Origin of the sequence: Nocardia gipuzkoensis (assembly GCF_021183645.1) — a bacterium.
GTDB lineage: Bacteria > Actinomycetota > Actinomycetes > Mycobacteriales > Mycobacteriaceae > Nocardia > Nocardia abscessus.
Map to the genome: position 1 here is coordinate 2,447,148 of NZ_CP089225.1, position 24,211 is coordinate 2,471,358.

Here is a 24,211-nt window from a genome sequence, read left to right on the forward strand (position 1 = left end):
GGAGGCACGCAAATGAAGTTGATTCTGACTGCTGATGTGGACAACCTCGGCGCCCCCGGCGACACCGTAGAGGTCAAAGACGGCTACGGCCGCAACTACCTGCTGCCGCGCGGCCTGGCGATCGCGGCCAGCCGTGGCGCGCAGAAGCAGGTCGAGGGCATTCGCCGGGCGCAGGAAGCCCGTCGGGTCCGCGACCTGGACCACGCCAACGAGCTGAAGCAGGCCATCGAGCGCCTGGAGTCGGTCACGCTGTCGGTCAAGACCGCGGGCACCGGCAAGCTGTTCGGCTCGGTGACCCAGTCGGACGTGGCGGCGGCCGTCAAGGCGGCGGGTGGCCCCGTCGTCGACAAGCGCAGCATCGAGCTGCCGAAGGCGCACATCAAGACGACCGGCAAGCACGCCATCGTGGTGCACCTGCACCCGGACGTGGTGGCGAAGTTCGACCTGACGGTCGACGCCGCCTGATTCGAGCAACACGTCGAGGACCGCTCCCGCCTGCTATCGGGAGTGGTCCTCGGCTGTGCCCTGCTGCCTCGGGTCGATTAATAGCTAATTGTTTGCCGAATGGCGGAGGGCGCCATTCGGGGCAATTGAGCGTTTCACCGCCCGCGATGGCGCCACATTTCCCAAGCCTGTGGATTACCGACCAAACCGACCGACCGCAATGTGATTCATGTCATATGCGGCTCACGTGCTGTTAACCCAACACGCCCGGCTGTTCAACTTGGCCGACACGCCGGAACTTCATTAATCCACACGTGGAAAACTGCGGAAGCCGCTATCTATCTGCGGCTTTGACCCCGCCGACCTGGGTTTTCCCCAAGTTGTACACAGGGGCTGCACACGGTTGGGTGAACTCTCCCCAAGTTATCCACAGCTGTGTGCACAGCACGGTTTGGCGCATCCCCATGGGGTCGCCTAGGTTCGTCGCAACGCCGTGCGCGGGCCGCTCCCAACGGTGCGCACGAGCGGGTGCCGCGCTGGTAGCTGAGCCCCTGGCCACCGGTTATGCCGAAGGTGTCGGTGCATGGGAGTAGAACGAGCCAACAGGGTGGAAACCCGATCGTGGGGTAGAGAGGACGGTCGAGTCTGGTGACAGCCACCGATGACCGCGGGCACAGGGATTTCCCACCCGAACCTCCCGGTGAAGACTTCGGCCGCCAGCCCCCGCACGACATGGCGGCCGAGCAGTCGGTGCTCGGCGGCATGCTGTTGAGCAAGGACGCCATCGCCGATGTCGTCGAAGTGATTCGTCCCGGCGATTTCTACCGTCCCGCCCATCAGGCGGTCTACGACACGATCCTCGATCTCTACGGTCGCGGGGAACCCGCCGACCCGGTCACCGTCGCCGCCGGCCTCGACCGCCGTGGCGAACTCAAGCGCATCGGCGGCGCGCCGTACCTGGTGACGCTCACCCAAACCGTGCCGACCGCGGCCAACGCCAGCTACTACGCCGAAATCGTCGCGGAGAAAGCCATTTTGCGCCGCCTCGTCGAGGCGGGCACCCGCATCGTCCAGTACGGCTACGCGGGCGCCGACGGCCAGGACATCGCCGAGGTCGTCGACCGCGCCCAGGCCGAGGTCTACGAGGTCACCGAACGCCGCACCAGCGAAGACTTCCTCCCCCTCGAAGAATTGCTCCAGCCGACGATGGACGAGATCGACTCCATCGCCAGCCGCGGCGGCATCTCCCTCGGCGTCCCCACCGGTTTCACCGAACTCGACGAAGTCACCAACGGCCTGCATCCAGGCCAAATGATCATCGTCGCGGCGCGGCCTGGTGTGGGCAAGGCGCTGGCCCTGGACACTCCGCTGCCCACGCCCACCGGATGGACCACCATGGGAGAGGTCCGGGTAGGCGATGAATTGCTCGATGCCCAGGGTCATCCCACCCGTGTCGTGGCCGCCACCGAGGTCATGTCGGGGCGTCCCTGCTATGAAGTCGAGTTCTCCGATGGCGCCGTACTCGTCGCGGACGAACAGCATCAATGGCTTACGGAGACGAGAGCGTCTCGCCGATCCAAGCGCGCACGCGCCGAAGTGCGTACCACCGTCCAGATCGCGAAGACGCTGCGATGCGACACCGCCGATCGCAGACTGAACCACTCGGTCACCAATACCGCCCCCCTTCGACTGCCTCCGCGCACGTTGCCCGTGCCGCCCTACACGCTGGGCGCCTGGCTCGGCGACGGCACCTCGGCCGCCGCGCAGCTCACCTGCGCCGATCCGGAGATCGTCGCGCGGATCGAAGCCGAGGGGATCGTCGCGGTGCCGTCGCGCTCGGCTCGGCTGCGTTACCAGCTCAGACTGCCCGCCGACGAGCCGGTCGCCGCACGCGAGTGCGTAATCTGCGGGAAGGAATTCGTTCCCTTCACCAGCGAGGTACGCACCTGTGGACGGTCCTGCGGCGGAAAGGCCCGGTTCCATTCGGCTCCGGTACCACCGCCGCGCTGCCCGAATTGCGGCGAGCGTTCGATCGGTCTTCGCCTGTGCCAGAAATGCCGGAACACCGTCGGGAGCTTGCAGGCGCGTCTCCGGTCGCTCGGCGTGCTCGGTGACAAGCACATCCCGACCGACTATTTGCGGGCATCCGAACAGCAACGCCGCTCCCTCCTGGCCGGTCTGTTGGACACCGACGGAACTGTGACACACGGCGGCTCCGTCCAGTTCTCTGTCACGAACGCCCGGCTCGTCCGAGACGTGCACGAGCTGATCGTCAGCCTCGGCTACCGCTGCCACATCTCCACCAAGCGAGTTGCCGGTCGCTCCGAGGAATCGTCCACCGCCTACACCATCACGTTCGCCACCGACGACGTAGTGTTCGGTCTGCATCGAAAGGCCGTACTGCAGAAGGAACGGCGGGCCGGCCGCAGCACCGTGCGATCGGACTCGCGATTCATCGTCGACGTGCGCCGGATCGACAGCGTGCCGGTGCGCTGCCTCGAAGTGGACAACGCCGACCACCTTTATCTGGCCGGACGCTCGATGATCCCGACGCACAATTCCACTCTGGGAATGGATTTCATGCGCAGTTGCTCGATCAAGCATGGCTTGGCGAGCGTTATCTTCTCGTTGGAGATGAGCCGGACCGAGATCGTCATGCGGTTGTTGTCGGCGGAGGCGAAGATCAAGCTCGGGGATATGCGCTCCGGGCGGATGAGCGACGATGACTGGACCAAGCTGGCGCGGCGGATGAGTGAGATCAGCGAGGCGCCGCTGTTCGTGGACGATTCGCCGAACCTGACCATGATGGAGATCCGCGCCAAAGCGCGGCGTCTCAAGCAACGCCACGATTTGAAACTCGTCGTGGTGGACTACCTCCAGCTGATGACCTCCGGAAAGAAAGTCGAATCTCGCCAGCAGGAAGTGTCGGACTTCTCCCGGAATTTGAAACTGCTGGCCAAAGAACTCGAAGTGCCGGTGGTAGCGATCAGCCAGCTCAACCGCGGTCCCGAACAGCGAACCGACAAGCGGCCCATGGTGTCCGATCTCCGCGAGTCGGGCTGTCTGCCTGCCAATACCCGGATCCTCCGCGCTGACACCGGCGACGAAACCACCCTCGGCGCTCTGCTGTCCAGTGCGGAGCAGCCATTGGTGTGGTCGCTCGATGAGCGGATGCGGATGGTCGCGCGGCCGATGGTGCGGGTGTTCCCCAGCGGCCGGAAAGAGGTGTTCCGTCTGCGCCTCGCATCGGGCCGTGAAGTGGAGGCGACCGGAAACCACCCATTCTTGACGTTGGATGGCTGGATTCCTCTGGACAAGCTGGCGGTCGGCGACCGGCTCGCCACTCCTCGCCGGGTCCCGGAACCCGTGCACACGTCGCGGATGCCCGACGCCGAGGTGATCCTGCTCGCGCACATGATCGGCGACGGTTCGTGCGTCAAGCGGCAGCCGCTCCGGTACGCCAGTGTCGATGAGGAGAACCTGACGGCAGTCACCGAAGCCGCGACACATTTCGGCGTCACCGTCGCTCGTGACGACTACGCCGCAGCGAAGGTCACAACGCTTCGTCTGCGCGCTCCCAGCCGACTTGCGCGCGGCAAGCGCAATCCGATTGCCGCCTGGCTCGACGAACTCGGGTTGTTCGGTCTGCGCAGCTACGAGAAATTCGTGCCCAAGCCCGTTTTCGCACTTCCCAACGACCAGGTCGCACTATTCCTGCGCCATCTCTGGGCAACGGATGGCTCCGTGCGCTGGGATGCGAAGGGGCGCCAAGCTCGGATCTATTACGCATCGACCAGCCGCCGCTTGATCGATGACGTGGCTCAGCTGCTGCTTCGCTTGGGCGTGCACGGCCGTATCAAGAAAGTTCCGAAGACCGGCTACCGCGATTGCTGGCATCTCACCATCGACGGCTCGGAAAATCAGACGATCTTCCTACGCGATATCGGAGTGCACGGCGAGCGCGGACGGTCGGCCCGGGAAGTCCTCGCCGAGCTGGAGCCGATGGCGCGCAATACCAATGTCGACACCGTTCCCCGCGAGGTCTGGTCGAAGGTTCGCACCCTCCTCGCCGCGAAGAGCATGACGCACCGCGAATTTTCGGCGGCGATGGGCTCCCGCTTCTGCGGATCGACGATGTGGAAGCATTCGCCTAGCCGATCCCGCCTCGCTCGCGTGGCGGCGGTGCTGGAAGATGCGGAGATAGAGATGTTCGCCAGCAACGATGTCTTCTGGGACAAGATCGTCGAAATCACCAGTCTCGGCGAGCAAGACGTCTTCGACGGCACCGTACCCGGCACTCATAACTTCGTCGCTCAGGGTATTTCGGTGCACAATAGTTTGGAGCAAGATGCGGACATGGTGATCCTGTTGCACCGCCCCGATGCCTTCGAACGCGACGACCCGCGCGGCGGTGAGGCGGACCTGATTCTCGGCAAGCACCGTAACGGGCCGACCGCGACGATCACCGTCGCCCATCAGCTGCACTTGTCGCGCTTCGTGGACATGGCGCGCGGGTGATCTGCCGCTCCTGATCGATCTGCCCGAGTAACGCTCGGGTTCCCAACTGCGACGTCCTCGGTGACGTATGGCCCGTCGGGGGGCTTGTCCGTCCACTTTGTCGGTGTATGGAATGGGGATCAGGACATGGCTCTTCGCGAGTTCTTCGCGCGGCATCGCATCGCTTCGGCGGTGGCCGCGCCGGCAGTGCTGGGGGTGGCGGCGGTCGTCGCCGCCTCACTGGCACTGACAGCTACGCCGGAAACCAGGGATACGCAGCTCACCTCGTCGGTCACGGAATGCCACGACATGGTGACCATCTCGGTGGCCGGTCGGAATGACACTCCTGTGGCGGGGACCACGAAGATGCTCGTCGACGCCAACGGGCAACCGTTGCCCGCCGCGCTGTCCGGTGACCACAGCAGTGAATGGGTGGATCCGGTCGTGAACGCACCGGCCGACGACGTCGATCCCGGCGCGTACGCCGCGGTCTACATCGCGTACCCGGCGAACATGGCGACTTACGAGGACGCCGTCAACGCGGGTGTCGCGAACACCGAGCAGGTGATGCGGGAAATCGCGCAGGCTTGCCCCGATACCAAGTTCTCCATCGTCGGCTACAGCGAGGGCGCCGACGTGGTGCGTCGCGTCGCGATGAAGATCGGCCATCAGGAGCCGGGCCAGGACGGGGAGTACGGGATCGTCGATCCGGACGATGTCGTCGGTGTCGTCATCCTCGCGGACTCGGGTCGCTCGCCGGGAGACGGGCCGTTCCCCGGATCGAAGGATCCTTTCGGCAACCCGGACGGCTTCGACCAGCAATATCAGAACGGCTCGAATCCCGTCCCCGGTCAGGGTGCGGTGCAAGGGACCAGCGGTGACTTCGGTGCGCTGAACGGCAAGATCGCGTCGTTCTGCTCCGACGGGGATCTCACCTGCTCGGCGCCGGAGAACATCTCGCTGCTGCAGCTGGTGGTCAACGTGGGCAGGCAGCTGAACGTCGACGCGCTGGAACGAGACGGGCTCACGCCGGCGACCGGGCAGGACGTAGCGGTGGTGCTCAGCCGGATCGCGTTGGCGGCGTTCGCCGACATTCAGTCACAGCCGAACTGGATGCAGAGCGACGAGACCTTCCTGCAAGTACTGCTGCGGGTGTCGGATCCGGCGTACAAACCGGGTGAGCAGCCGAAGGCACCGGCGAAGGCGGACTCGATTTCGACCGAGCAGATGTCGCCGCTGGCCTACCTGCCGCAGAAGGTGCTCAACGAGATCATCGGCCTCATCGTGACGAACCAGAACACGATCCCCGTGATCTTGAGCGACCCCTACAATCTCACGCTCGGCCCGAACCACACCGGTCACCACTTCGACTACTGGCACGACGCCGACCCCGACGCGGGCAAGCCGCTGACGTCCGCCGAGTACGCGGCTGCCTGGCTCACCCACCTGGCGAAGCAGGCGCAGGCCGGTAAGCAGGTCGACCCGACGTCCAAGCCGCAGGAGGCCGACCTCGCCGCGGTGTACAAGGCGGTGACGACCTCCTCGGCGGCGCCGACCACCGAACCCGCCAAGGAATCGACCACGGCACCGAAGACCACGAGCGCCGCGCCCACGACCACCGGCGGGGCGACGACTGCGACGCCGCCGTCGGAAACCTCGAGTGCGACGACGACACCGCAGGTCACCACCACCACGCCCGCGCCGTCTTCGGTCGCGGCGCCGGCCGAGGCCCCGAAGACGACCACCACCGAGCCGGCCACCACGACAACGCCATCCGCGGCGGCGAGCACCAGTTCCACCGCGAAGGCATCGAACTGATCGACCCGCCGGCTCGCGATCACCGCCGACAGGGGTGCTCGCGAGCCGCGGCGTCTTCGATCAGTGGCGGCAGGCCGGAATGCCGGGAGTATCGGCGCAGGACTCCGGTGCAGACAGCGAGTGCGGTCGCACCGTCAGGAATGCGCGCCGCGCAGGTGGCGGCCCAGCACTTCGATGCGGTGGCGCTGCAGGTCGGTGAATTCCTCGGGGTGGTGGATCTCCACGCTCAGCCGTCCGTCGAAGGTGCTGATGACGCAGGTGCCGCCGCCCGGTTGCTGGGGACGGCGGCCGGTCAGGTCCGGTTTCGCGAGCATGGTGGAGTGGAAGTCGTCGATGCGCAGCGTGTCCTGCTCGGGTAGCGGCGGGATGGTGCCCCAGTTGGTCGCGATGACCACGCCGGGCAGGGCGGGCCTCGGTGCGGCCGCCATGTCGGGGATGCTCAGGGGCGTGCGTTGCACGATGCCCGCGGTCAAGCCCGCGTGCAGCGCCTCGCTGATGCCGCGGGCCGATTCCACCAGCGTCACATCGGACGCGGGGGAGAGGTAGTTGGCGAAACCGAGGACGTTCGTCCCTTCGGTGGCGGCGATTTCGGGGCTCACCCTGGTCCGCAGGTCCACGGAGTACAGGTAGAGCAGTCCGGTCAGTGGCAGTTCACGAATCTCGGCTTCGGTCCGCAGCAGAGCCGCCGACACCAGACCGTGCACCGTCACGTTCTCGCGATGCCCCAGTGCGACCAGCGCCGCGGTCTCGTCCCGGGTGAGCAGGCAGCGGGTGGTGCGCAGTAACGGGTACTCGTCGTCGCGCGGCTGCGGAATCGATGTCTCGGTGGCGGAGGTCTCACCGGCGGGCACGGAGCCGGGCAGCGCCATCTTCTCGATGCCCCGCACCGCGAGCAGGTGCTCCACCGGTTCGGGGAACGCGTGCACCGGCAGCTCGAGCGCGCGACCACCGACCATGTCCCGGTACCCCGTCCAGAGTTCGGTGACGATGGCGAAGGCATGATACGCGTCGGCGATGCTGTGATGGATCATCAGCGTGACACCGGCGGTATCGCCGTCGCGCACCACGCACAGCGCGCAGACACCAGCGCGCTGGTCGAATTTCGCGCCGGTGAGCGGGAATTCGAGCGCGGCCTCGGTGACGAATACCTCGGGCGTGGCGTCTGTGACGGCGAAGACGTGACCGCCCTCGCCGGATACCTCGATGCGGGCGCGCAGGATCGGATGCGCCCGGGCGACGGCCTCGAAAGCCGCCATCAGGGCGGGCAGGTCCAGCCGACCGGATACCCGGGCCGAATAACCGATGAAGACCTCGCCCGCGGCGAACATTTCCTCGCTCGGGGCAAGCCGGCGGATGACGTCGACCACGATGATGCATTCCCTTCGCTCCCGGCGAGACTAGCCCGAACCTTTTGCCCGCGCGGATCATTCGCCGAAATCGGGCGAACGGGACAGGTGAAACCGTCCAGAATCGGCCTTGTCACGTGCGGGAACTGAATCTGTCGGATGATCGGATCACCTGGATAGGCTCCGACCGGTGGGAAGCGAGCGGAGTATGTCCCGAACCCAACAGATTCAGTCCGAACCGGCCGGTCCGCACCCAACGGCGGTCCCGCGATGACGCGCCGGGGGTGGGCGCTGTTCCTGGCGATGGGCGTGATCTGGGGCGTGCCGTACGCGATGATCCGGATCGCGGTGGAGGATCTCGACCCGATCGTGGTGGCGTTCGGCCGCACCCTGATCGGCGGCCTGCTGCTGTTGCCGATCGCGCTCTACCGCGATGTGCTGGCCCCGGTACTGCGGCGGTGGCGGCCGTTGCTGCTCTACACGCTGGTGGAGATCACCGGTCCCTGGTTCCTGATCGGCCACGCCGAGACCACGCTGAACAGCTCGACCGTCGGCTTGCTGATCGCGGCGGTGCCGCTGATCGCGGTGGTGATCGTGACCGCGCTCGGCCACGACCGGTTCGACGCGCGCCGGGTGATCGGCTTGCTCGTCGGATTCGCGGGTGTCGCCGCACTCGTCGGCCTGGACGTCGACCTGGGGAATCCGGCGGCCATCGCCGCGATCGGCTTGACCACGATCGGATACGCGGTGGGTCCGATCGTCATCAGTCGCGCGCTGGCCGACCTGCCCCCGTTGGGCGTGGTGACCGGGTCGCTGCTGCTCGCGGCGGCGATCTACGCGCCGTTCGCGGGCTGGCTGTGGCCCGCGCGCATCACCGCCGATGCGGCCTGGTCGGTACTCGGCCTCGCGGTGATCTGCACGGCCGTGGCATTCCTGTTCTTCTTCGCGCTGATCGCCGAGATCGGCCCCGCCCGCGCGACGGTGATCACCTACATCAATCCCGCGGTGGCGATACTGCTCGGCGTCACGGCACTCGCCGAGCCACTGACCGCGGGCATGGCGATCGGCTTCCCGCTGGTCATCCTCGGTTCGGTGCTCGGCACCGCGCGCGGCCGCGACGAGCGAGCGGCCGCGCCGCCCACACCGGAGGCAGCCGTCCCATTACCCGAGAGGTAATCGCCACGGGGCATGCGCACATCGAGAATGGGAACGCGCCGCACGATTCGCGCGGCATCGCTTCGAAAGGACTCCTCGTGTCAGTCACCGTGCCCGCCACTCGAGCGGTGGTCGAAGAGTTGTTGCGGCGAATCGGTTCCGGTGACGCGGAAGCGGTGGCCGAGCTGTACGCCGAACACACTGATTGGCAGCTCAATTGGCCGGAGGCGGAGCACGGCCGGACGGCGACGCCTTGGATCCGGCACCGTCGCACCCGCGCCGACGCCGCTGAGCATTTCCGCTCGATCGCCGAACACCATGTGCCGGAGGAGGTGGCCACGCGGGTCGACCGGGTGCTCGTCGACGGTGACGACGCCGTGGTGCTCGGGGAGATCCGGCAGACCGCGCGCCGCACGGGCGTTGCCTATCGCGCACGGTTCGCTCTGCACCTCACGGTGCACGACGGCCTGATCACCCGGCACCACGTCTACGAGGACAGTCTCGCCGTCGCCCAGGCATTCGCGCCGGGGGAATGAGCACGTAATACGCTGCTCAGGGTGCTGGATTCAACGGGAGATTTCGCAGACGAACTCGCCGATGTGGCCGCCACCCGCGCCGCCTACGACGACGTCGCCGAGCTGTATACCGAGCTTTTCCGGCACCACCTCGCCGGCGCGACGCTCGACCGGGCAATGCTCGGCGCGTTCGCGGAATCGGTGGCGGGCAACGGTTCCGGGCCGATCGCCGATCTCGGCTGCGGCCCCGGACGGATCACCGGCCATCTCGCGTCGCTGGGCGCGCGGGTGTTCGGCATCGATCTCTCGCCACGGATGGTGCAGCTGGCTCGCGTGGATTATCCACAGCTGTCCTTCGCGCAGGGCTCCGTGGAACAGCTACCACTGGGCAATGAGGTGCTCGGCGGCATAGTGGCGTGGTATTCGTTGATCCACACCCCACCGGAGCGAGTGCCGCACGTGTTGAACGAGTTCTATCGGGTACTCGCGAGCAAAGGGCACGTATTGCTGGCTTTCCAAACGGCCGACCAGCCCGATGCGGTGGAAGCCTTCGATCACAGAGTGATTCGCGCGTACCGGTGGGCGCCCAAACGACTCGCGCGTCTGCTCGGCGCCGCCGGGTTCACGATGATCGCTCGCATGGTGCGCGAGCCGGAACCCGAGGAGCGGTTCGGGCAAGCCTACCTACTGGCATCGAAGGATCGGTGATTCACCGAACACGGTCCATCCCGTCCGGGTAAGTTCGTCGTGTCGCGGCGGTTTCTCGGCTGCACGAGCCCACCGACAACGTGGTCGATCTGAAATCCAACACTTGCACCATGTCGTCAGGGGGCGACTCATCATGGAATTCATCGCGCCGGTCGATGCCGTCTTCTTACTCGCCGAATCCCGCGAACAGCCGATGCACGTCGGAGCGCTGCAACTGTTCGAGCCGCCAGAGGGCGCCGGAGACGACTTCGCCGCGCAGGTGCACGAGAAACTATTGGGCAGCACGGACGTAGATCCGAGGTTCCGCAAGCATCCGGCAACGCTCTTCGGAGCGCCGCAGATGGCGTGGACGTATGCCGAAGAGGTCGAGCTCGACTATCACGTGCGGCGGCTGGCCCTGCCCGGTCCGGGGCGGATGCACCAGCTCGTCGACCTGGCCTCCGGGCTGCACAGCAGTTTGCTCGACCGGCATCGCCCGCTGTGGGAGTTCCATCTGATCGAGGGCCTCGCCGATGGCAGATTCGCGCTGTACTCGAAGATGCATCACGCGTTGATCGACGGCGTTTCCGCACAACGCCTACTGCGCCGCACGCTGACCAGCGATCCGGCCTCCAGCGCCACCCTGGTGCCGTGGCATCTGCCGCGTGGCAGGCGCAGGGCGGCGACCGCCGGGGGTGCGGCCCGGAATCTGGTCTCCGCGGCGGCGTCCGGCGCCGCGCTGCTGCGCGCTGCCCGTACCGCCCTGCTGCGGCAGCAGTTGAGCTTGCCGTTCGCGGCCCCGCGCACCATGTTCAACGTGCCGATCGGGGGCGCGCGCCGATCGGCGGTCCGCTCCTGGTCGCTGGATCGGCTACAGCAGGTCAAGAAGGCGACCGGCTCGACGCTCAACGATGTGGTGCTCACCATGTCGGCGGGCGCGCTGCGGCGGTACCTGATCGAGCGGGACGCCCTGCCCGACAAGCCGTTGATCGCGATGGTGCCGATGTCGCTGCGCGGCGAGGACGACGACGACACCAACGGCGTGAAGGTCGGGGCGGTGCTGTGCAACCTCGGCACCGACATCGCCGATCCACTCGACCGCCTGCACGTGGTCAGCGCGTCGATGCGGGACGGCAAGGACATCTATCGCACGCTGTCGTCCAATCAGACGATGGCGCTGTCGGCGCTGATGCTCAGCCCGCTCGCCCTCAATCTGGTGCCCGCGCTGATTTCGTGGGCCAATCCGACCTTCAACATCGTCATCTCGAACGTGCCGGGGCCGCGCGAACCGATGTACTGGAACGGCGCCCGGCTCGACGCGAGCTACCCGCTGTCGATCCCGTTCGACGGCCAGGCGGTGAACATCACGCTGACCTCCAACGCGGACAACCTCGACTTCGGCCTGGTCGGCTGCCGCCGCAGTGTGCCGCAGCTGCCCCGTCTGCTCGATCACCTGGAGTCCTCGCTCGCCGAATTGGAGCGCGCCGCCGTCTGACGCCACGCCTCATTCCGCAGAAAACTAGAACGTGTTACTGTCGATGCATGGTGCGCAGGCCAGTTGGGGACGCCGCAGCCGCTTCATGGCGATATTCACGGCTCGCGGCGACCTCGATGTGCAGCTGCCAGGCCGCGCCCCACGGAAATTATGTAACTCGTTCTAGTACACCTGCGCCGCGCCGTTCGCGGCGGAGCAGTTAGGGAGACCAACACGCCATGCGTACCGAAATCTGCGAACGGCTCGGGATCGAATTCCCCATCTTCGCCTTCACCCACTGCCGCGACGTGGCGGCCGCGGTCAGCAACGCGGGCGGACTCGGCGTGCTCGGCGCCGTCGGCTTCACCGCCGAGCAGCTCGAGGTCGAGCTGGCCTGGCTGGACGAGCACGTGCAGGGCGTGTACGGCGTCGACCTGGTGATCCCCTCCAAGTACGAAGGCAAGGGCATCGACGGCCTGTCCCCGGAGGAACTCGAAGCCAAGCTGGCCGAACTGGTCCCGCAGGGCCACCGTGATTTCGCCGAGAAGATCCTCGCCGACCACGGCGTGCCCAAGCTGCCGGACGGCGAACACCACAACCAGCTGCTCGGCTGGACCGCCACTACGGCGGGACCGCAGGTGGAGGTGATTCTCCGGCATCCGAAGGCCAAGCTGGTCGCCAATGCGCTCGGCACCCCGCCCGATGACGTGGTCAAGCAGGTGCAGGACTCCGGCAGGCTGATCGGCGCGCTGTGCGGTTCGGTCAAGCACGCGCTCAACCACAAGCGAGCGGGCCTGGACTTCGTGGTCTGCCAGGGCACCGAGGGCGGCGGCCACTGCGGCGAGGTCTCCTCGCTGGTGCTGTGGCCGCAGGTCATCGACGCCGTCGGCGACCTGCCGGTGCTGGCCGCGGGCGGTATCGGCAACGGCCGCCAGGTGGCCGCCGCGATGGCGATGGGCGCCGCGGGCGCGTGGACCGGTTCGGTCTGGCTGACGGTGGAGGAGGCCAACGTGCCGCCCGCGCAGATGCAGACCTACATCGAGGCCACCAGCCACGACACCGTTCGATCGCGCGCGTGGACCGGCAAGCCCGCCCGCATGCTGCGCAACGACTGGACCGAGGCGTGGGAGCAGGCCGACACCCCCGATCCGCTGCCGATGCCGCTGCAGATGATGGTCGCGCTGGACGGCGTGAAGCGTGGCCACCGCTACCCGGAGGCCGCCAAGGACGTGAACTTCAACCCGGTCGGCCAGATCGTCGGCATGATGAACCGGGTCGAGCGCTCCGCCGACGTGATCAACCGGCTGATCCAGGAGTACGTCGAGGCGTGCGAGCGTCTCAACAAGCTCAACGGCGGGATCTGAAGCCCGAGCCGCGAATCCGGGTCGGCGATGTCGTGCGGATCTCCGCCGGCGTCCCGCCCGGTTCGGTCTTTTCGTCGTGCGACCACCGGCCTTCGGCGTGATGCACTGCGGCAGCGGTTGATTCGCCGTGGCCGGATCGAGCCCGGCCAGGCGACGACCCTTGGGTCGCCATCCGAACTTTCGAGCCCTATCGTCTGGGACGGGCCTCTTCGGCGAACTGTGCGACTATGCCGTTTTCGGGCCGCACACGGAATCCGCCGCGGATGACCGACAGCAACCGTCTCAGACGCATTGTGCAGTGTACGAGAGCTAGGCGGTGGCAGCGTGGGACCGGCTGTCGCCCTCCTCGGCGATGGCCACCAGCTCCTCGAACCGCGCGATGACCTTCTCGTGGTACATGCCGAACAGATCCTCGAACAGCGCCAGCTGCGCCTCGCTCGGCCCGGAGCCGGAATCCCACACCGCGGCCAGCGCCCGCCAGACGAGCACGTGCAGGTCCGGTGCGCCCGCGAAGTACGCCTCGACCGCCTCCGGTACCTCGAGCACCATCTCGCCGATCGAGTTCATGATCGCGCGCTGCATGGGAAGGCCGAGCAGGGTGAGCAACCTGCGCACCAGCGCGACCTCGAGTGCCAGGATCTGCCGCAAGTCCGGTTCGTCTTGGCGAGCGATCGTTTCGAGTTCATCGATCGTGGCTTTCATTTCGGCCGGATCGATCCGCTGCGCGCCACCGGTATAGCCGAGCAGCGCCTCCAGCACGAGATTGCGCTCGACGTCGACGATGTCGCGGAACATCTCTATCGCGATGTCCGGCATGGGAATCGAGAACCGGAACAGCTGGCGGTACACCTCGACGCCGCCTGCCTCCCGGACGTCACGAATCGTGAATCCCTTGCCGCGCCGGGCTTCGACGAAGCCGTACGACTCCAGCCGACCCAAGGTCAGCTGCGCGGTCGCGCGGTTCATGTCGAACTCCTCGGCTACCTGACGAACCGACGGCATGAGATCCCCCGGCTGATATTCCCCCGCGGCAACCCGGCGCGCCAACTCGTCGGCAACGTCGGCGACCACCGTTTGGGATCCCATCGAAGTCACCTTTCGACTGGTTTCGAACACGTCCCAGACAGTCTAGGGCCTACTGTGCAGTACTGCACGTGTGTCACACTGGTCCGCGCGACTGTGAGGTGAGTCATGACCATCCGGCCCTTCGGAGAGCGCCCCGAGGAGGGGTCGACGGGTAGGCGATCCCGGCTTTTCGCCGCGAGGTCACACGGTAAACCTCCTGTTCACGGCGTTGTTCGCGGCGCGAAGCTGGCCGCGCTGCCGATGGCGTTCGCCGGGCGGCAGGCCGCGGGCGCCGGCAAGCGGGCCCTCGGCAGATCGGCCGAAGAAGTCAATCGCGACATCCAGCTCCGCACCGCACAGCACATTTTCGAGGTGCTCGGCGAGCTGAAAGGTTGCGCCGCGAAGCTCGGGCAGCTGTTGGCCATCTACGAGCTGGCGCTGCCGCCGGATCTCGCCGAGCCGTACCGGATCGCGCTCAGCAGGCTGCATGACGCCGCGCCCGCCATGCTGCCGCACACGGTGCATGACGCGATGGCCGACAGCATGGGCACCCAATGGCGTTCCCATTTCCGCGAATTCGATGATCGCCGCGCCGCGTCGGCCTCACTCGGGCAGGTGCACCGAGCGGTTTGGCACGACGGCAGGCCGGTCGCGGTCAAGGTGATGTACCCCGGCGGCAGGCAGGCGGTGGAGCGCGATCTGGACCACCTGCGCCGGATTTCCTATCTCGCATCGGTATTCCTGCCGGGCGCGGACGTGAAATCGGTGACCGAAGCCATCTGCGCGTCGGTCACCGGGGAGCTCGACTACGCGGCCGAGGCCGAACATCAGAGAGCATTCGCCGCCGCGTATGCCGGCGATCCGGACCTCTACGTGCCCAATGTCGTTGCCCAGCACGGTGACGTGCTGATCAGTGAATGGATCGACGGCACGCCGGTGCCCCGCATCGTCGCCTCCGGCACGCGGGCCGAGCGCGACCGGGTGGGCATGCTCATGGTCCGCTTCGTGACCTCGGGTTGGGGCAGGCACGGGCTGCTGTACGCCGATCCGCATCCGGGCAACTTCCGGTTGCTGCCCGACGGCAGGCTCGGCGTCATGGATTTCGGCGCGTGCTGCGCGTGGCCGCCCGCGGGTTTCGATGAACTGACGCTCGACTGTTGCAAGGCGATCTTCCAGGGTGGGCCGGGAGAGCTGGCGGCGGCCACGCGCAGGCACGGTTTCGTGGAAGCCGGGCGGGCCTTCGACAGCGAGGCGCTCTACGCCGCGATCATTCCGTGCGGTGAACCGCTGCGGCACAAGACCTATCGGATCACCACGCGCTGGCTGCGCCGACAGGTGTTGCGTACCACGAACCCTCGCCTGACCAACGTGATCCGGCAGATGACCATGCCCGCCTACTTCACGCCGTTCGCGCGCTCGTTCCTCACGCTGGTGGGCGTGCTCGGTCAACTGGAGACCGAAGGCTCGTTTCGCGACGAGATCGTGCGCTGGCTACCGCAATTGAGCGAAGCGCTCACCGTGGCCGAGGAGCCGGAGGCCACCCCGCCGACGGTGAACCTGGCCGCCGTACGGAGGCAGCGGCTCGATACGGGAGAGCGGGGCCTGCCGATCGGGTGACCCGATCGGCAAGGCAGGCAAGCGTATTCGATATGCTGCGCAGCGCGCGCGATCAACGCTGGAATTATCCACCTACGGGGCGCCCGTCCCAGACAGCTGGCTCCGGCTTCCGCGCCGGCCGGGGCGCGGTTCGCCTCAGCGCGACAACCACGCGTGCCATTCCGGCGCGATGATCGCCGCCATCTCGTCGTACCCCGCCGCCCCGGGATGCGCGCCGTCGCCCGCGCGTACCTCCGCGGACCACACCGGATTGCCACGTAGCGGCTGGTGCACGCGGACGTACGGCACGTCCGCCGCCGCGCAGACCGGCGCGAACCGCTCGTCCAGCGCGGCGGTGCGGGCATTGTGCTCGGCGTCCGCGATCGGCGGCGCAGCGACCAGCAACACCCGCCAGCCCCGCTCGGCCGCCTGCGCGAGCAGCTCGTCCAGGTTGGCCACCGACTCCTCGGGGCCCACCCTCGGGCCGCCGTTCTCGTGCATGGCGTCGTTCACTCCGAACGACAGCACGACCCTGGCGTCCACACCCTCCGGCAGCCTGGGCGAGCATTCGGCCCGGAAACGCGCCAGGATCTCGGCCGAGGTCTGCCTGCGCACCCCGAGGTTGTACGCGGTCAACGGCATTCCCTGCGCATACGCGGCGGACACGAGCCGGCCCGCCCAGCCCAGGCCGCGCGGGTCGCCGACACCGGCGACGAACGAGTCTCCGACAAAGCACACACGCAGATCACGGCTCACCCGAACGATCCTCGCAGCGCCGAGACCGGCCCGCGCGCACCGGCCGCGGGCAATATGATCGCGAAGGGTTCGACCGGGAGGGAGTTATGGTGACAAGCGAGCCGGGACTCGCGACGCCGCCGCAGTGGTTCGCGGAGTTGTTCGCCCATCGGCGCTGGATCCGCCGCACCCACCCGTTCCCGCACGTGTACGCCAGGGACGTCTTCGTTCCTGAGTTCTACCAGCGGTTGGCCGATGAACTGGAGCGGCTTCGCCGGGAGCGCCCCGGCCTGTTCGAGACCGTCGCCGCCGGCTACAGCGCCGACGGCATCCGGTTCGCCGACCTGCGCGACGGTCCGCTCGGGGTGTTCAGCTCGCGGGAGTGGCACGACTTGGTCGCCCGGCTCGGCGGCGTGGAGGCGACCGGCGACGTCGAAGGCTCGGTGCATCATCACGGGCCGGGCAGCCCGTTCGGCTGGCCGCACAACGATCTCAACCCGGCCTGGTTTCCCGGGCCGGCGCCCGGCCCCGGCGAAGTGCGCCTGCCCGACGGCACGGTCGACACCAAGACCGGGGTGCGGGCGGCGGGCGTCGTCGCCCGCGAGACCGTGCGGGCCGTGGCGGTGCTGTTCTATCTCGGCAATCCGGGGTGGCAGCCGGGCGACGGAGGCGAGACCGCGCTCTACGACCACGTCGCCGACGCGTCCGCGCTGCCGTCGGTGGTTCTCGTCCCGCCGCTGGACAATTCGCTGCTGCTGTTCGAGGTCACCCCGCGCACGTGGCATACCTTCGCGGGCAACAACGTCAGAGACCGCAACAGCGTGGTGATGTGGGTGCATCGCCCGAGAGCGGATGCCGAAGGGCGCTGGGGAGGAGACAAGATTGTCCACTGGTGAACGCCGTGTCTGCCTGCTCACCGGCGCGAGCGGCACCCTGGGCGACGCCTTCTGCCAGGCCTACTACCGCGACTACGACATCGTCGCGGTGTGCCGCACACGCACACCCGCGGTGCCCTCGCAGCTGGAGTGGTACGTCGATCCGCTGGCGCCGGAAGCCGCGGTGCCGGAGAACGACGCACGCGTCTTCGTGGTCCGGTCCGATCTGACCGAGCCGGGCGAAGTGGAACGGGTGGTGGACCTGGCGCTGGCCCGGTTCGGCCGGGTCGACCTGCTGGTGAACAACGCGGCGCACGTCCGTCTGCACCCGCGCGGCATCGTCGACGGCGATGCCGCGCTGGACGACTTCGATCCCCATTTCAGGCTGAACGTCGCGGTGCCACTGCGCCTTTCGGCGCGACTGGCACAGCGCTGCTGGTTGCATGCGGGACCCGAGAATCGCGCGCGCAACCGCAACATCGTCAACGTCTCCAGCATTTCCGGGTCCGAGGTCTACCCGGGCCAGACCCTGTACTCCGCGTCCAAAGCAGCGCTCAACCAGCTGACCCGCACGGTCGCCGCCGAGTTCGCCGAGTTCGGGGTGCGCGTGAACGCCATCGCGCCGACGACGTTTCCCATCCTGGTCCCCACCGAGCTGGTCGCGCGGGCGATCGCGGAACTCGACGCCGGCGACCGGTCCGGTGGGGTGTACGGGGTGGGCGTCGAGCTGGACCGGACGGACGGTCACTCGTTGCGCCTGGCCGACGCCGAACCGTAGCCGCGGGCTATTCGCTCGCGTCCAGCCCCGTGGCCCGCTCGGACAGCGTCCACAGTCGCCGGGCGAGCTCGGCATCGGTCGCCTGCTTGTTGCGCGGCGGCTCCAGCTCGAAACGATGGAAGTACCGGCCGTTGATCGCCGCGCCGTCGGCGGTGGTGGCCAGGTGCACCAGCGGTTCGGCGCCCTTGTCCGGGCGGATGAAGAACGGGCGCGACAGCGGAGACCGGATGAACCAGCCGAGACCGAGCGGGGCCCGGTCGTAGACGTGGGTGGCGACCGCCCCGGGATGGAAGGCCGCCGTGGTGATTCCGGTGCCCGCGGTGCGGCGGGCCAGCTCCCTGGTGAACAGGATGTTGGCCAGCTTCGACGTGCCGTACGCGCCGAGCTGGCTGAACGAGCCGGTAGCAGCGTTGGCCGTGTCCAGATCCAGCTTGGCCATCCGGTAGGTCATGCTCGCGGTGTTGACCACCCTGGCGTCGGACCGGGTCAAACGCTCCAGCAGCAGGTTGGTCAGCAGGAACGGCGCCAGGTGGTTGACCTGGAAGGTGAGTTCGTTGCCGTCGTCGGTGACCGTGCGCTTCGGCCACGCGCCGCCGGCGTTGTTGGCCAGCACGTCGATCCGGGGGTACCGGTCGAGCAGCTGATCGGCCAGCTTGCGCACGTCGTCGAGCCGGGCGAAGTCGGCGACGAAGGGCTCCGCGCCCGCCTTCGCGGCCACCTCGGCCGTCCGCTCCGGCGATCGCCCGACGACCGCGACGGTGGCGCCGCGCGCCGCGAGCCGCTGCGCCGCCGCGGCGCCGATACCCGAGCTCGCGCCGGTCACCACCACCGTCTTGCCGGTTAGGTCCTTCTCCTGTGCCTGGTCCTGCGCTGTCATTCCTGCCTCCCGAGCATCGGTTACGTGACCCGATCGTCTTCGGCTCATGCCTATTCGGCAAGTATCGACGCGTTCGAGTAGTGCTCGGCGATCTCGTCACTGGTGGTCAGCCACACCCCGGGGTGGGCGGCCACATACTCGAGCGCTTGATCCAGGTATTTGATCCGGAATGCCTGGCCGATCACGAACGGGTGCAGGGCCAGCGCCATGACCCGCCCGCTGTCGGCCGACTCGGCGTAGAGCTGGTCGAGCTGATCGCGGACGATCCGCACGAAGTCGGGGCCGCTGGTGGCCTTGCCGAGGAAGAGCGTGTTGTCGTTGAGCTCCACCGAGTAGGGGACACTGAGCAGGCCGGGTACCGACAGGGGATAAGGCTGGTCGTCGTTGGTCCAGTCGAGGACGTAGCCGAGGCCGAGTTCGGCCAGCAGCGACGGGGTTCGGAAGGACTCGGTGAGCGCGGGCCCCATCCAGCCGCGCGGCCTGCGGCCGGTCGCGCGCTCGATGGTCGCGACCACGTCCGCGAGATACCCGCGCTCCTCCTCCGCGGGCAGGTCCGCCTGGAAGACGGAGTTGTTCTTCCCGTGCGCCAGCCACGCCCAGTTCCGGCGTACCCCCGCCGCCACGATCTGCGGATTGTGTTCGACGACATCGGAGTTGAGCAGCGCGCTGGCGCGGATGCCGTGCCGGTCGAGCGCCTCGATGACCCGCCAGATGCCGACGCGCGGCCCGTAGTCGCGCCAGCCGTAGTTCAGCGGGTCGGGTGCGAGCCCGGCGGTGCCGGGAAAGATGCTCGTGGACGGCCGGTCCACCTGGTAGTGCTCGACGTTCAGCCCGACATAGAACGCGACCCGGGCGCCGCCGGGCCACCGCAGCGGCGGGCGGTCGATGATCGGGCTGTAATCGAAGAGTTCGTTGTCCATGCCCCCATGCTCGAACTTGACACCAATGTGAGGATCAACCTCGGGAATAGTGAGATAGGGCACATCAGGCGGCCGATGCACGACACCACGGGCAACTCGGCGAGCACATCGGCCGGTATCGTGCAGCGAACGTACCAACTGATTTCGTACGCACATGGGTAACTCACCGGGTACGCCCAGAAAAGGAGTGGCACCCACGCCGGACCTGTACGCAGCTCCCGTGCCACCCAACCAGTACGGCCTGAATACCCGGAGAGGCGGAACAGCATGCGAGTGGACGGGCGGGAGATCCCGGTCACGGGCAGCCTGCTACAGCCACTGATCCGGCGCACCAGCGACATCGTCCGGGTGGTCCTCGCAACGCTGTGGGTGGCGGTCGTGATCGCGGCCTCGCTGATCACCCGCCCGGAGTGGCTGGACCTGGAGCGCTCGGTCTCCAATATCGTCGGTTTTCTCAATCCGGACCAGTCGAACCTGGTGTACCTGGTCTACGGCATGGCGATTCTCGCGCTGCCGTTCGCGATCCTGATCGAGCTGATCATCGGCAGGCAGTGGAAGCTGCTGGCAGGCTACGCCGCGGCCGGGGCCGTCGCCGGGCTGCTGCTGTCCATCACCGGCACCGGACTGTCCGCGCCGAAATGGCATCTGCAGGTGCCGGATCGGCTGGACACCTTCCTGTCCCAGTTCCTGGACGACCCGCGCTGGATCGCGATGATCGCCGCGATGCTCACCGTCGCCAGCCCGTGGCTGCCCATCCGCCCGCGCCGCTGGCTGTGGTTCCTGCTGCTCGCGTTCGCTCCGATGCACCTCGTGGTCAGCACCGTGGTGCCCGCGCGAGCGATGTTCGGCCTTGCGGTCGGGTGGCTGGTCGGCGCGGTGATCGTGCTCGTGGTGGGCACGCCCGCGCTGGAGGTCCCGCTCGACGCCGCCGTCCGGCTGCTCGCGCGACGCGGTCACACGGTCACCGGTTTCGCCGTGGTGCATCCGGCGGGCCGGGGGCCGCTGGTGCTCGCCGCCGCCACCGAAGGGCCGGAACGCGAGCTGGTGGTCGAGATGTTCGGCAAGAACCAGCGCAGTTTCGGCGCGCTGCGGCAGCTGTGGCGCTGGCTCACGTTCCGCTCCAGTGAAACCGCGGCCATGCACGGTTCCATGCATCGCGCGGTCGAGCACCGTGCGCTGATGACGATCGCCGTCGGCGACCTCGGGCTCGCCAGCTGCGCCCCCGTCGCGGTCGCCGCGCTGTCGCGTGGCTGGATGTTGTACGCGCGCACCCAGCCCTGCGGTACGGCGATCACCGAACAGTCCGCCGATGCGCTGCCCGGGGTGTGGCGAGCACTCGACACCTTGCAGCAGAAGCAGATCTCGCACGGCGACCTGCGGCCGGCCGACATCCGCGTCGCGGACGGCGCGACGCTGTTCGGGGGCTTCGGCAACGCCGAGTACGGAGCGTCCGAAGCGCAGCTGCAGTCCGACATCGCCCAGTTGCTCGTGACGACCACCGCGACTTTCGGCAAGGAGCCCGCGGTGCGGGCGGCGATCGAAACCCTCGGCTCAGCGCGGGTGCTGGCCGCGGCGAGCCGATTGACCAAGTCGGCCATACCGGCCGGGATCCGCAAAGCGGTCCCGGAATGGAAGTCCGCGCTGTCCGACGCCCGCGACGAGGTGCGCAGACAGACCGGTCAGGATCGGATAGAGGCCGAGCAGATCACCCGGTTCTCCCGCAACCAGATCATTCAACTGGTCCTGCTGATCGCGCTGGTGTACGTCGCGTATCCGTTCATCAGCGCCGTGCCGACCTTCTTCACCCAGTTGCGAACGGCGAACTGGTGGTGGGCGCTACTCGGGCTCGCGGTCTCCGCACTGACCTACGTGGGCGCGGCGGCGGCGCTGTGGGCCTGCGCGTCCGGTGCGGTCAGCTTCCGCAACCTGGTGATCATGCAGATCGCGAACACCTTCGCCGCGACGACGACGCCCGCGCGGGTGGGTGGGCTCGCGTTGAGCGTGCGCTTCCTGCAGAAAGGCGGGGTAGGCGCGGTGCGCGCCACGGCCGCGGTGGCGCTGCAACAGGCCGTGCAGGTGATCACCCACGTCAGCCTGCTGCTCGCGTTCAGCATCTTGGCGGGCACTTCGACGGACCTGTCGCACTTCGTCCCCGACGCCACGGTGCTGTATCTGCTCGCCGGTGTCGGCGTCGGCATCGTCGGCACGTTCATGTTCGTGCCGAAACTGCGCCGCTGGCTGAACAACGCGGTCCGGCCGCAGCTACAGGAAGTTCTCGGCGAACTCGCCGCCCTCGCTCGCGACCCCAAGCGGACCGCGGTGATCGTCCTCGGTTGCGCGGCGATCACCCTCGGTTTCGCCGGCGCGCTGTGGGCCAGCGTGGAGGCGTTCGGCGGCGGCACCACCTTTATCACCGTCACCATCGTCACCATGATCGGCGGCACCCTGGCCTCGGCCGCGCCGACCCCAGGCGGTGTCGGCGCGGTCGAGGCCGCGCTGATCGGCGGATTGGCCGCCTTCGGCCTGCCCGCGGACATCGCCGTGCCCTCGGTGCTGCTCTACCGGGTGCTGACCTGCTGGCTCCCGGTGTTCTGCGGGTGGGCCACCATGCGCTGGATGGCGAAGAAGGATCTCATCTAGGCGGCTGCCGACCCTCCGCTCGGCCCGGCGCGGGCTGTCGACGGGCGTGGTGCTTCATGGCTTGGTCGCCATGAGGACACCGGTCGCGGGACGCACCATGACGAATTCGACATCCGCGAATCCGGTCGCACGCAGCAAGTCTCGATACCGTCGGATATCGATGGCCGCCAGGGGATCGTCGTGATCGTGCGCGGTCTCGCGGGTGCGGTGGGCCGCGAACCGCGCCATGACGCGCACCACGGCGGAGAGCAACGGGTCGGTCGGATGCGTGTCGGCGAGCAACAGCCGACCGCCCGGCCGCAGCACCCGGAACATCTGCGCGACGGCATCGGCGCGATGTGCCGCGGGAATGTGGTGCATCGCGAAGGTCGAGGTCACCAGATCGGCTGAGGTGTCGGGCAGGGGAAGCGCTTGCGCCGTACCGAGTTCGAATCGGCAGTTCGCCAGGTCGCGGGAGCGTGCCTTCGCGTAGTCGATCATCTGTGGCGACGGGTCGACTCCGGTGACCCGGCCGACCCGGCGAGCCAGCACGCGAGCGAGGTCGCCCGGACCGCAACCGATATCGACGACGTCGGCGCCGGGCGCCGGACCGGCCAAGCCGGCGAGCCGGGCGTTCAGACGCCCCCCGCGGCCGAGCAGGAAGGCTGATTTGAACGCGCGGTAGCGGCGCGGCTGGGTGAGCAGCACGCCGACGTCGCTGTGCGAATTGGTGGCAGACTGGGGTTCGTTTCCGGACATGAGTTCAGGATCGGCCGGTTCCGCGCCGCCGACCAGGGGCAATGCCACGGAATCCGTCCGGAACCGGACGCATACGAGACTTTTGTCCGGGAGGTACCGTGCCGGGAGAACAGGACACCGCCGACAGCGCCGATCGCCGGGTGCGGCGCACCAGGGCCCTGCTGCACCGAGCGCTGATCGAGCTCATGGTGGAACGCGCCTACGACCGGATCACCGTCCGGGACATCCTGGAGCGCGCGGACGTCGGGCGGTCCACGTTCTACGCGCACTACCGGGACAAAGACGACCTGCTCCTGCGCAGCAGCACCGACTACCTGCGCGCGGCCATGACCGCCGCGGAGACCGATGCCCCCGAATTGCTCGCGCCGGTTCGCACACTGTTCCAGCTGGCCGCCGACCACCCAGACATCTACCGGGCGTTGCTGGGACGCAAGAGCGGCACCGTGCTGCTGCGCACCACACGGGTAATGGTCGCGCAGATCCTCGCCGAGCGGCTGCGCGACCGGCTGGCGATGCCGGAAGACGAGTTCGCCACCACCGTGACGTTCCTGTCCTGGGGTGTGGTCGGCCTACTCGGTGCCATCGCGGAGGGGCACCCACCGCTCTCGGCCGAGGAGGCTTACCGCCGTTTGGTGCGCTTGGTCGGCCACGGGCTGACCGATCGGACCCGCGGCTGAACCGGTTCCT

The 24,211-nt window shown here is 67.8% G+C and carries 19 protein-coding genes; 13 read left to right on the plus strand and 6 right to left on the minus strand.

All coding sequences use genetic code 11. The features are described from left to right. Nucleotides 1-12: 12 nt before the first annotated feature. The 3 genes from rplI to LTT66_RS11285 all read left to right on the plus strand — a co-directional run bounded on the left by rplI (nt 13) and on the right by LTT66_RS11285 (nt 6,759). On the plus strand, nt 13-465 hold the full coding sequence (gene rplI / locus LTT66_RS11275; protein ID WP_043700360.1) for a 50S ribosomal protein L9: 453 nt from the start codon (nt 13-15) through the stop codon (nt 463-465). 711 nt (nt 466-1,176) lie between these two features. Continuing rightward, on the plus strand, nt 1,177-4,962 hold the full coding sequence (locus LTT66_RS11280) for a replicative DNA helicase (RefSeq protein WP_233069126.1): 3,786 nt from the start codon (nt 1,177-1,179) through the stop codon (nt 4,960-4,962). A gap of 126 nt (nt 4,963-5,088) precedes the next feature. Continuing rightward, nucleotides 5,089-6,759, plus strand: a complete 1,671-nt coding sequence (locus tag LTT66_RS11285; protein WP_233066576.1) for a cutinase family protein — start codon at nt 5,089-5,091, stop codon at nt 6,757-6,759. A gap of 134 nt (nt 6,760-6,893) precedes the next feature. On the opposite strand, the gene LTT66_RS11290 is transcribed toward LTT66_RS11285, so the two are convergent. After that, a complete protein-coding gene (locus LTT66_RS11290; RefSeq protein WP_233066579.1) occupies nt 6,894-8,126 on the minus strand; it encodes a phthiocerol/phthiodiolone dimycocerosyl transferase family protein in 1,233 nt (410 codons plus the stop codon). A gap of 249 nt (nt 8,127-8,375) precedes the next feature. Between LTT66_RS11290 and LTT66_RS11295 the strand changes: the two genes are divergently transcribed. The 5 genes from LTT66_RS11295 to LTT66_RS11315 all read left to right on the plus strand — a co-directional run bounded on the left by LTT66_RS11295 (nt 8,376) and on the right by LTT66_RS11315 (nt 13,300). Continuing rightward, the gene (locus LTT66_RS11295) at nt 8,376-9,281 is read left to right on the plus strand and encodes a DMT family transporter (protein ID WP_233066581.1); all 906 of its coding nucleotides are present in this window, start codon (nt 8,376-8,378) and stop codon (nt 9,279-9,281) included. 77 nt (nt 9,282-9,358) lie between these two features. Then, nucleotides 9,359-9,796 carry a nuclear transport factor 2 family protein gene (locus LTT66_RS11300; protein ID WP_233066584.1) on the plus strand — a complete coding sequence of 146 codons (438 nt, stop codon included), beginning with the start codon at nt 9,359-9,361 and terminating at the stop codon, nt 9,794-9,796. A gap of 21 nt (nt 9,797-9,817) precedes the next feature. After that, complete coding sequence (locus tag LTT66_RS11305) at nt 9,818-10,483, plus strand: class I SAM-dependent DNA methyltransferase (RefSeq protein WP_233066587.1); 666 nt, start codon at nt 9,818-9,820, stop codon at nt 10,481-10,483. A 133-nt stretch (nt 10,484-10,616) separates the two neighbouring features. Then, the gene (locus LTT66_RS11310) at nt 10,617-11,957 is read left to right on the plus strand and encodes a WS/DGAT/MGAT family O-acyltransferase (protein ID WP_233066589.1); all 1,341 of its coding nucleotides are present in this window, start codon (nt 10,617-10,619) and stop codon (nt 11,955-11,957) included. 218 nt (nt 11,958-12,175) lie between these two features. Further along, nucleotides 12,176-13,300 (plus strand): NAD(P)H-dependent flavin oxidoreductase, encoded by a 1,125-nt coding sequence (locus LTT66_RS11315; RefSeq protein ID WP_181721424.1) that lies wholly within the window; start codon nt 12,176-12,178, stop codon nt 13,298-13,300. A 309-nt stretch (nt 13,301-13,609) separates the two neighbouring features. On the opposite strand, the gene LTT66_RS11320 is transcribed toward LTT66_RS11315, so the two are convergent. After that, nucleotides 13,610-14,386 carry a GntR family transcriptional regulator gene (locus LTT66_RS11320; protein ID WP_233066592.1) on the minus strand — a complete coding sequence of 259 codons (777 nt, stop codon included), beginning with the start codon at nt 14,384-14,386 and terminating at the stop codon, nt 13,610-13,612. Nucleotides 14,387-14,491: 105 nt separating this feature from the next. Between LTT66_RS11320 and LTT66_RS11325 the strand changes: the two genes are divergently transcribed. Continuing rightward, entirely contained in the window at nt 14,492-15,982 is a 1,491-nt protein-coding gene (locus LTT66_RS11325) for an ABC1 kinase family protein (RefSeq protein WP_233066594.1), read from the plus strand. A gap of 135 nt (nt 15,983-16,117) precedes the next feature. On the opposite strand, the gene LTT66_RS11330 is transcribed toward LTT66_RS11325, so the two are convergent. Beyond that, the gene (locus tag LTT66_RS11330; protein ID WP_233066596.1) at nt 16,118-16,717 is read right to left on the minus strand and encodes a DUF459 domain-containing protein; all 600 of its coding nucleotides are present in this window, start codon (nt 16,715-16,717) and stop codon (nt 16,118-16,120) included. Between the two features lie 86 nt (nt 16,718-16,803). Here LTT66_RS11330 and LTT66_RS11335 point away from each other — a divergent pair, with 86 nt between their 5' ends. Then, a complete protein-coding gene (locus tag LTT66_RS11335; protein WP_233066598.1) occupies nt 16,804-17,592 on the plus strand; it encodes a 2OG-Fe(II) oxygenase family protein in 789 nt (262 codons plus the stop codon). Further along, nucleotides 17,579-18,349, plus strand: a complete 771-nt coding sequence (locus tag LTT66_RS11340) for an SDR family NAD(P)-dependent oxidoreductase (protein WP_233066599.1) — start codon at nt 17,579-17,581, stop codon at nt 18,347-18,349. Before LTT66_RS11335 ends, LTT66_RS11340 begins: the two co-directional genes overlap by 14 nt. 7 nt (nt 18,350-18,356) lie before the next feature. On the opposite strand, the gene LTT66_RS11345 is transcribed toward LTT66_RS11340, so the two are convergent. Both LTT66_RS11345 and LTT66_RS11350 read right to left on the minus strand, forming a co-directional pair. Then, nucleotides 18,357-19,226 (minus strand): SDR family NAD(P)-dependent oxidoreductase, encoded by an 870-nt coding sequence (locus LTT66_RS11345; protein WP_233066601.1) that lies wholly within the window; start codon nt 19,224-19,226, stop codon nt 18,357-18,359. A gap of 50 nt (nt 19,227-19,276) precedes the next feature. Next, nucleotides 19,277-20,146: a polysaccharide deacetylase family protein gene (locus LTT66_RS11350; protein ID WP_233066604.1), complete on the minus strand. Its 870-nt coding sequence runs from the start codon at nt 20,144-20,146 to the stop codon at nt 19,277-19,279. A gap of 267 nt (nt 20,147-20,413) precedes the next feature. Between LTT66_RS11350 and LTT66_RS11355 the strand changes: the two genes are divergently transcribed. After that, nucleotides 20,414-22,786: a lysylphosphatidylglycerol synthase transmembrane domain-containing protein gene (locus LTT66_RS11355; protein ID WP_233066607.1), complete on the plus strand. Its 2,373-nt coding sequence runs from the start codon at nt 20,414-20,416 to the stop codon at nt 22,784-22,786. A gap of 54 nt (nt 22,787-22,840) precedes the next feature. On the opposite strand, the gene LTT66_RS11360 is transcribed toward LTT66_RS11355, so the two are convergent. Further along, complete coding sequence (locus LTT66_RS11360; RefSeq protein ID WP_233066610.1) at nt 22,841-23,524, minus strand: class I SAM-dependent methyltransferase; 684 nt, start codon at nt 23,522-23,524, stop codon at nt 22,841-22,843. Between the two features lie 98 nt (nt 23,525-23,622). On the opposite strand from LTT66_RS11360, the gene LTT66_RS11365 reads away from it, so the two are divergent. After that, a complete protein-coding gene (locus LTT66_RS11365) occupies nt 23,623-24,201 on the plus strand; it encodes a TetR/AcrR family transcriptional regulator (protein WP_233066612.1) in 579 nt (192 codons plus the stop codon). Nucleotides 24,202-24,211: the final 10 nt, after the last annotated feature.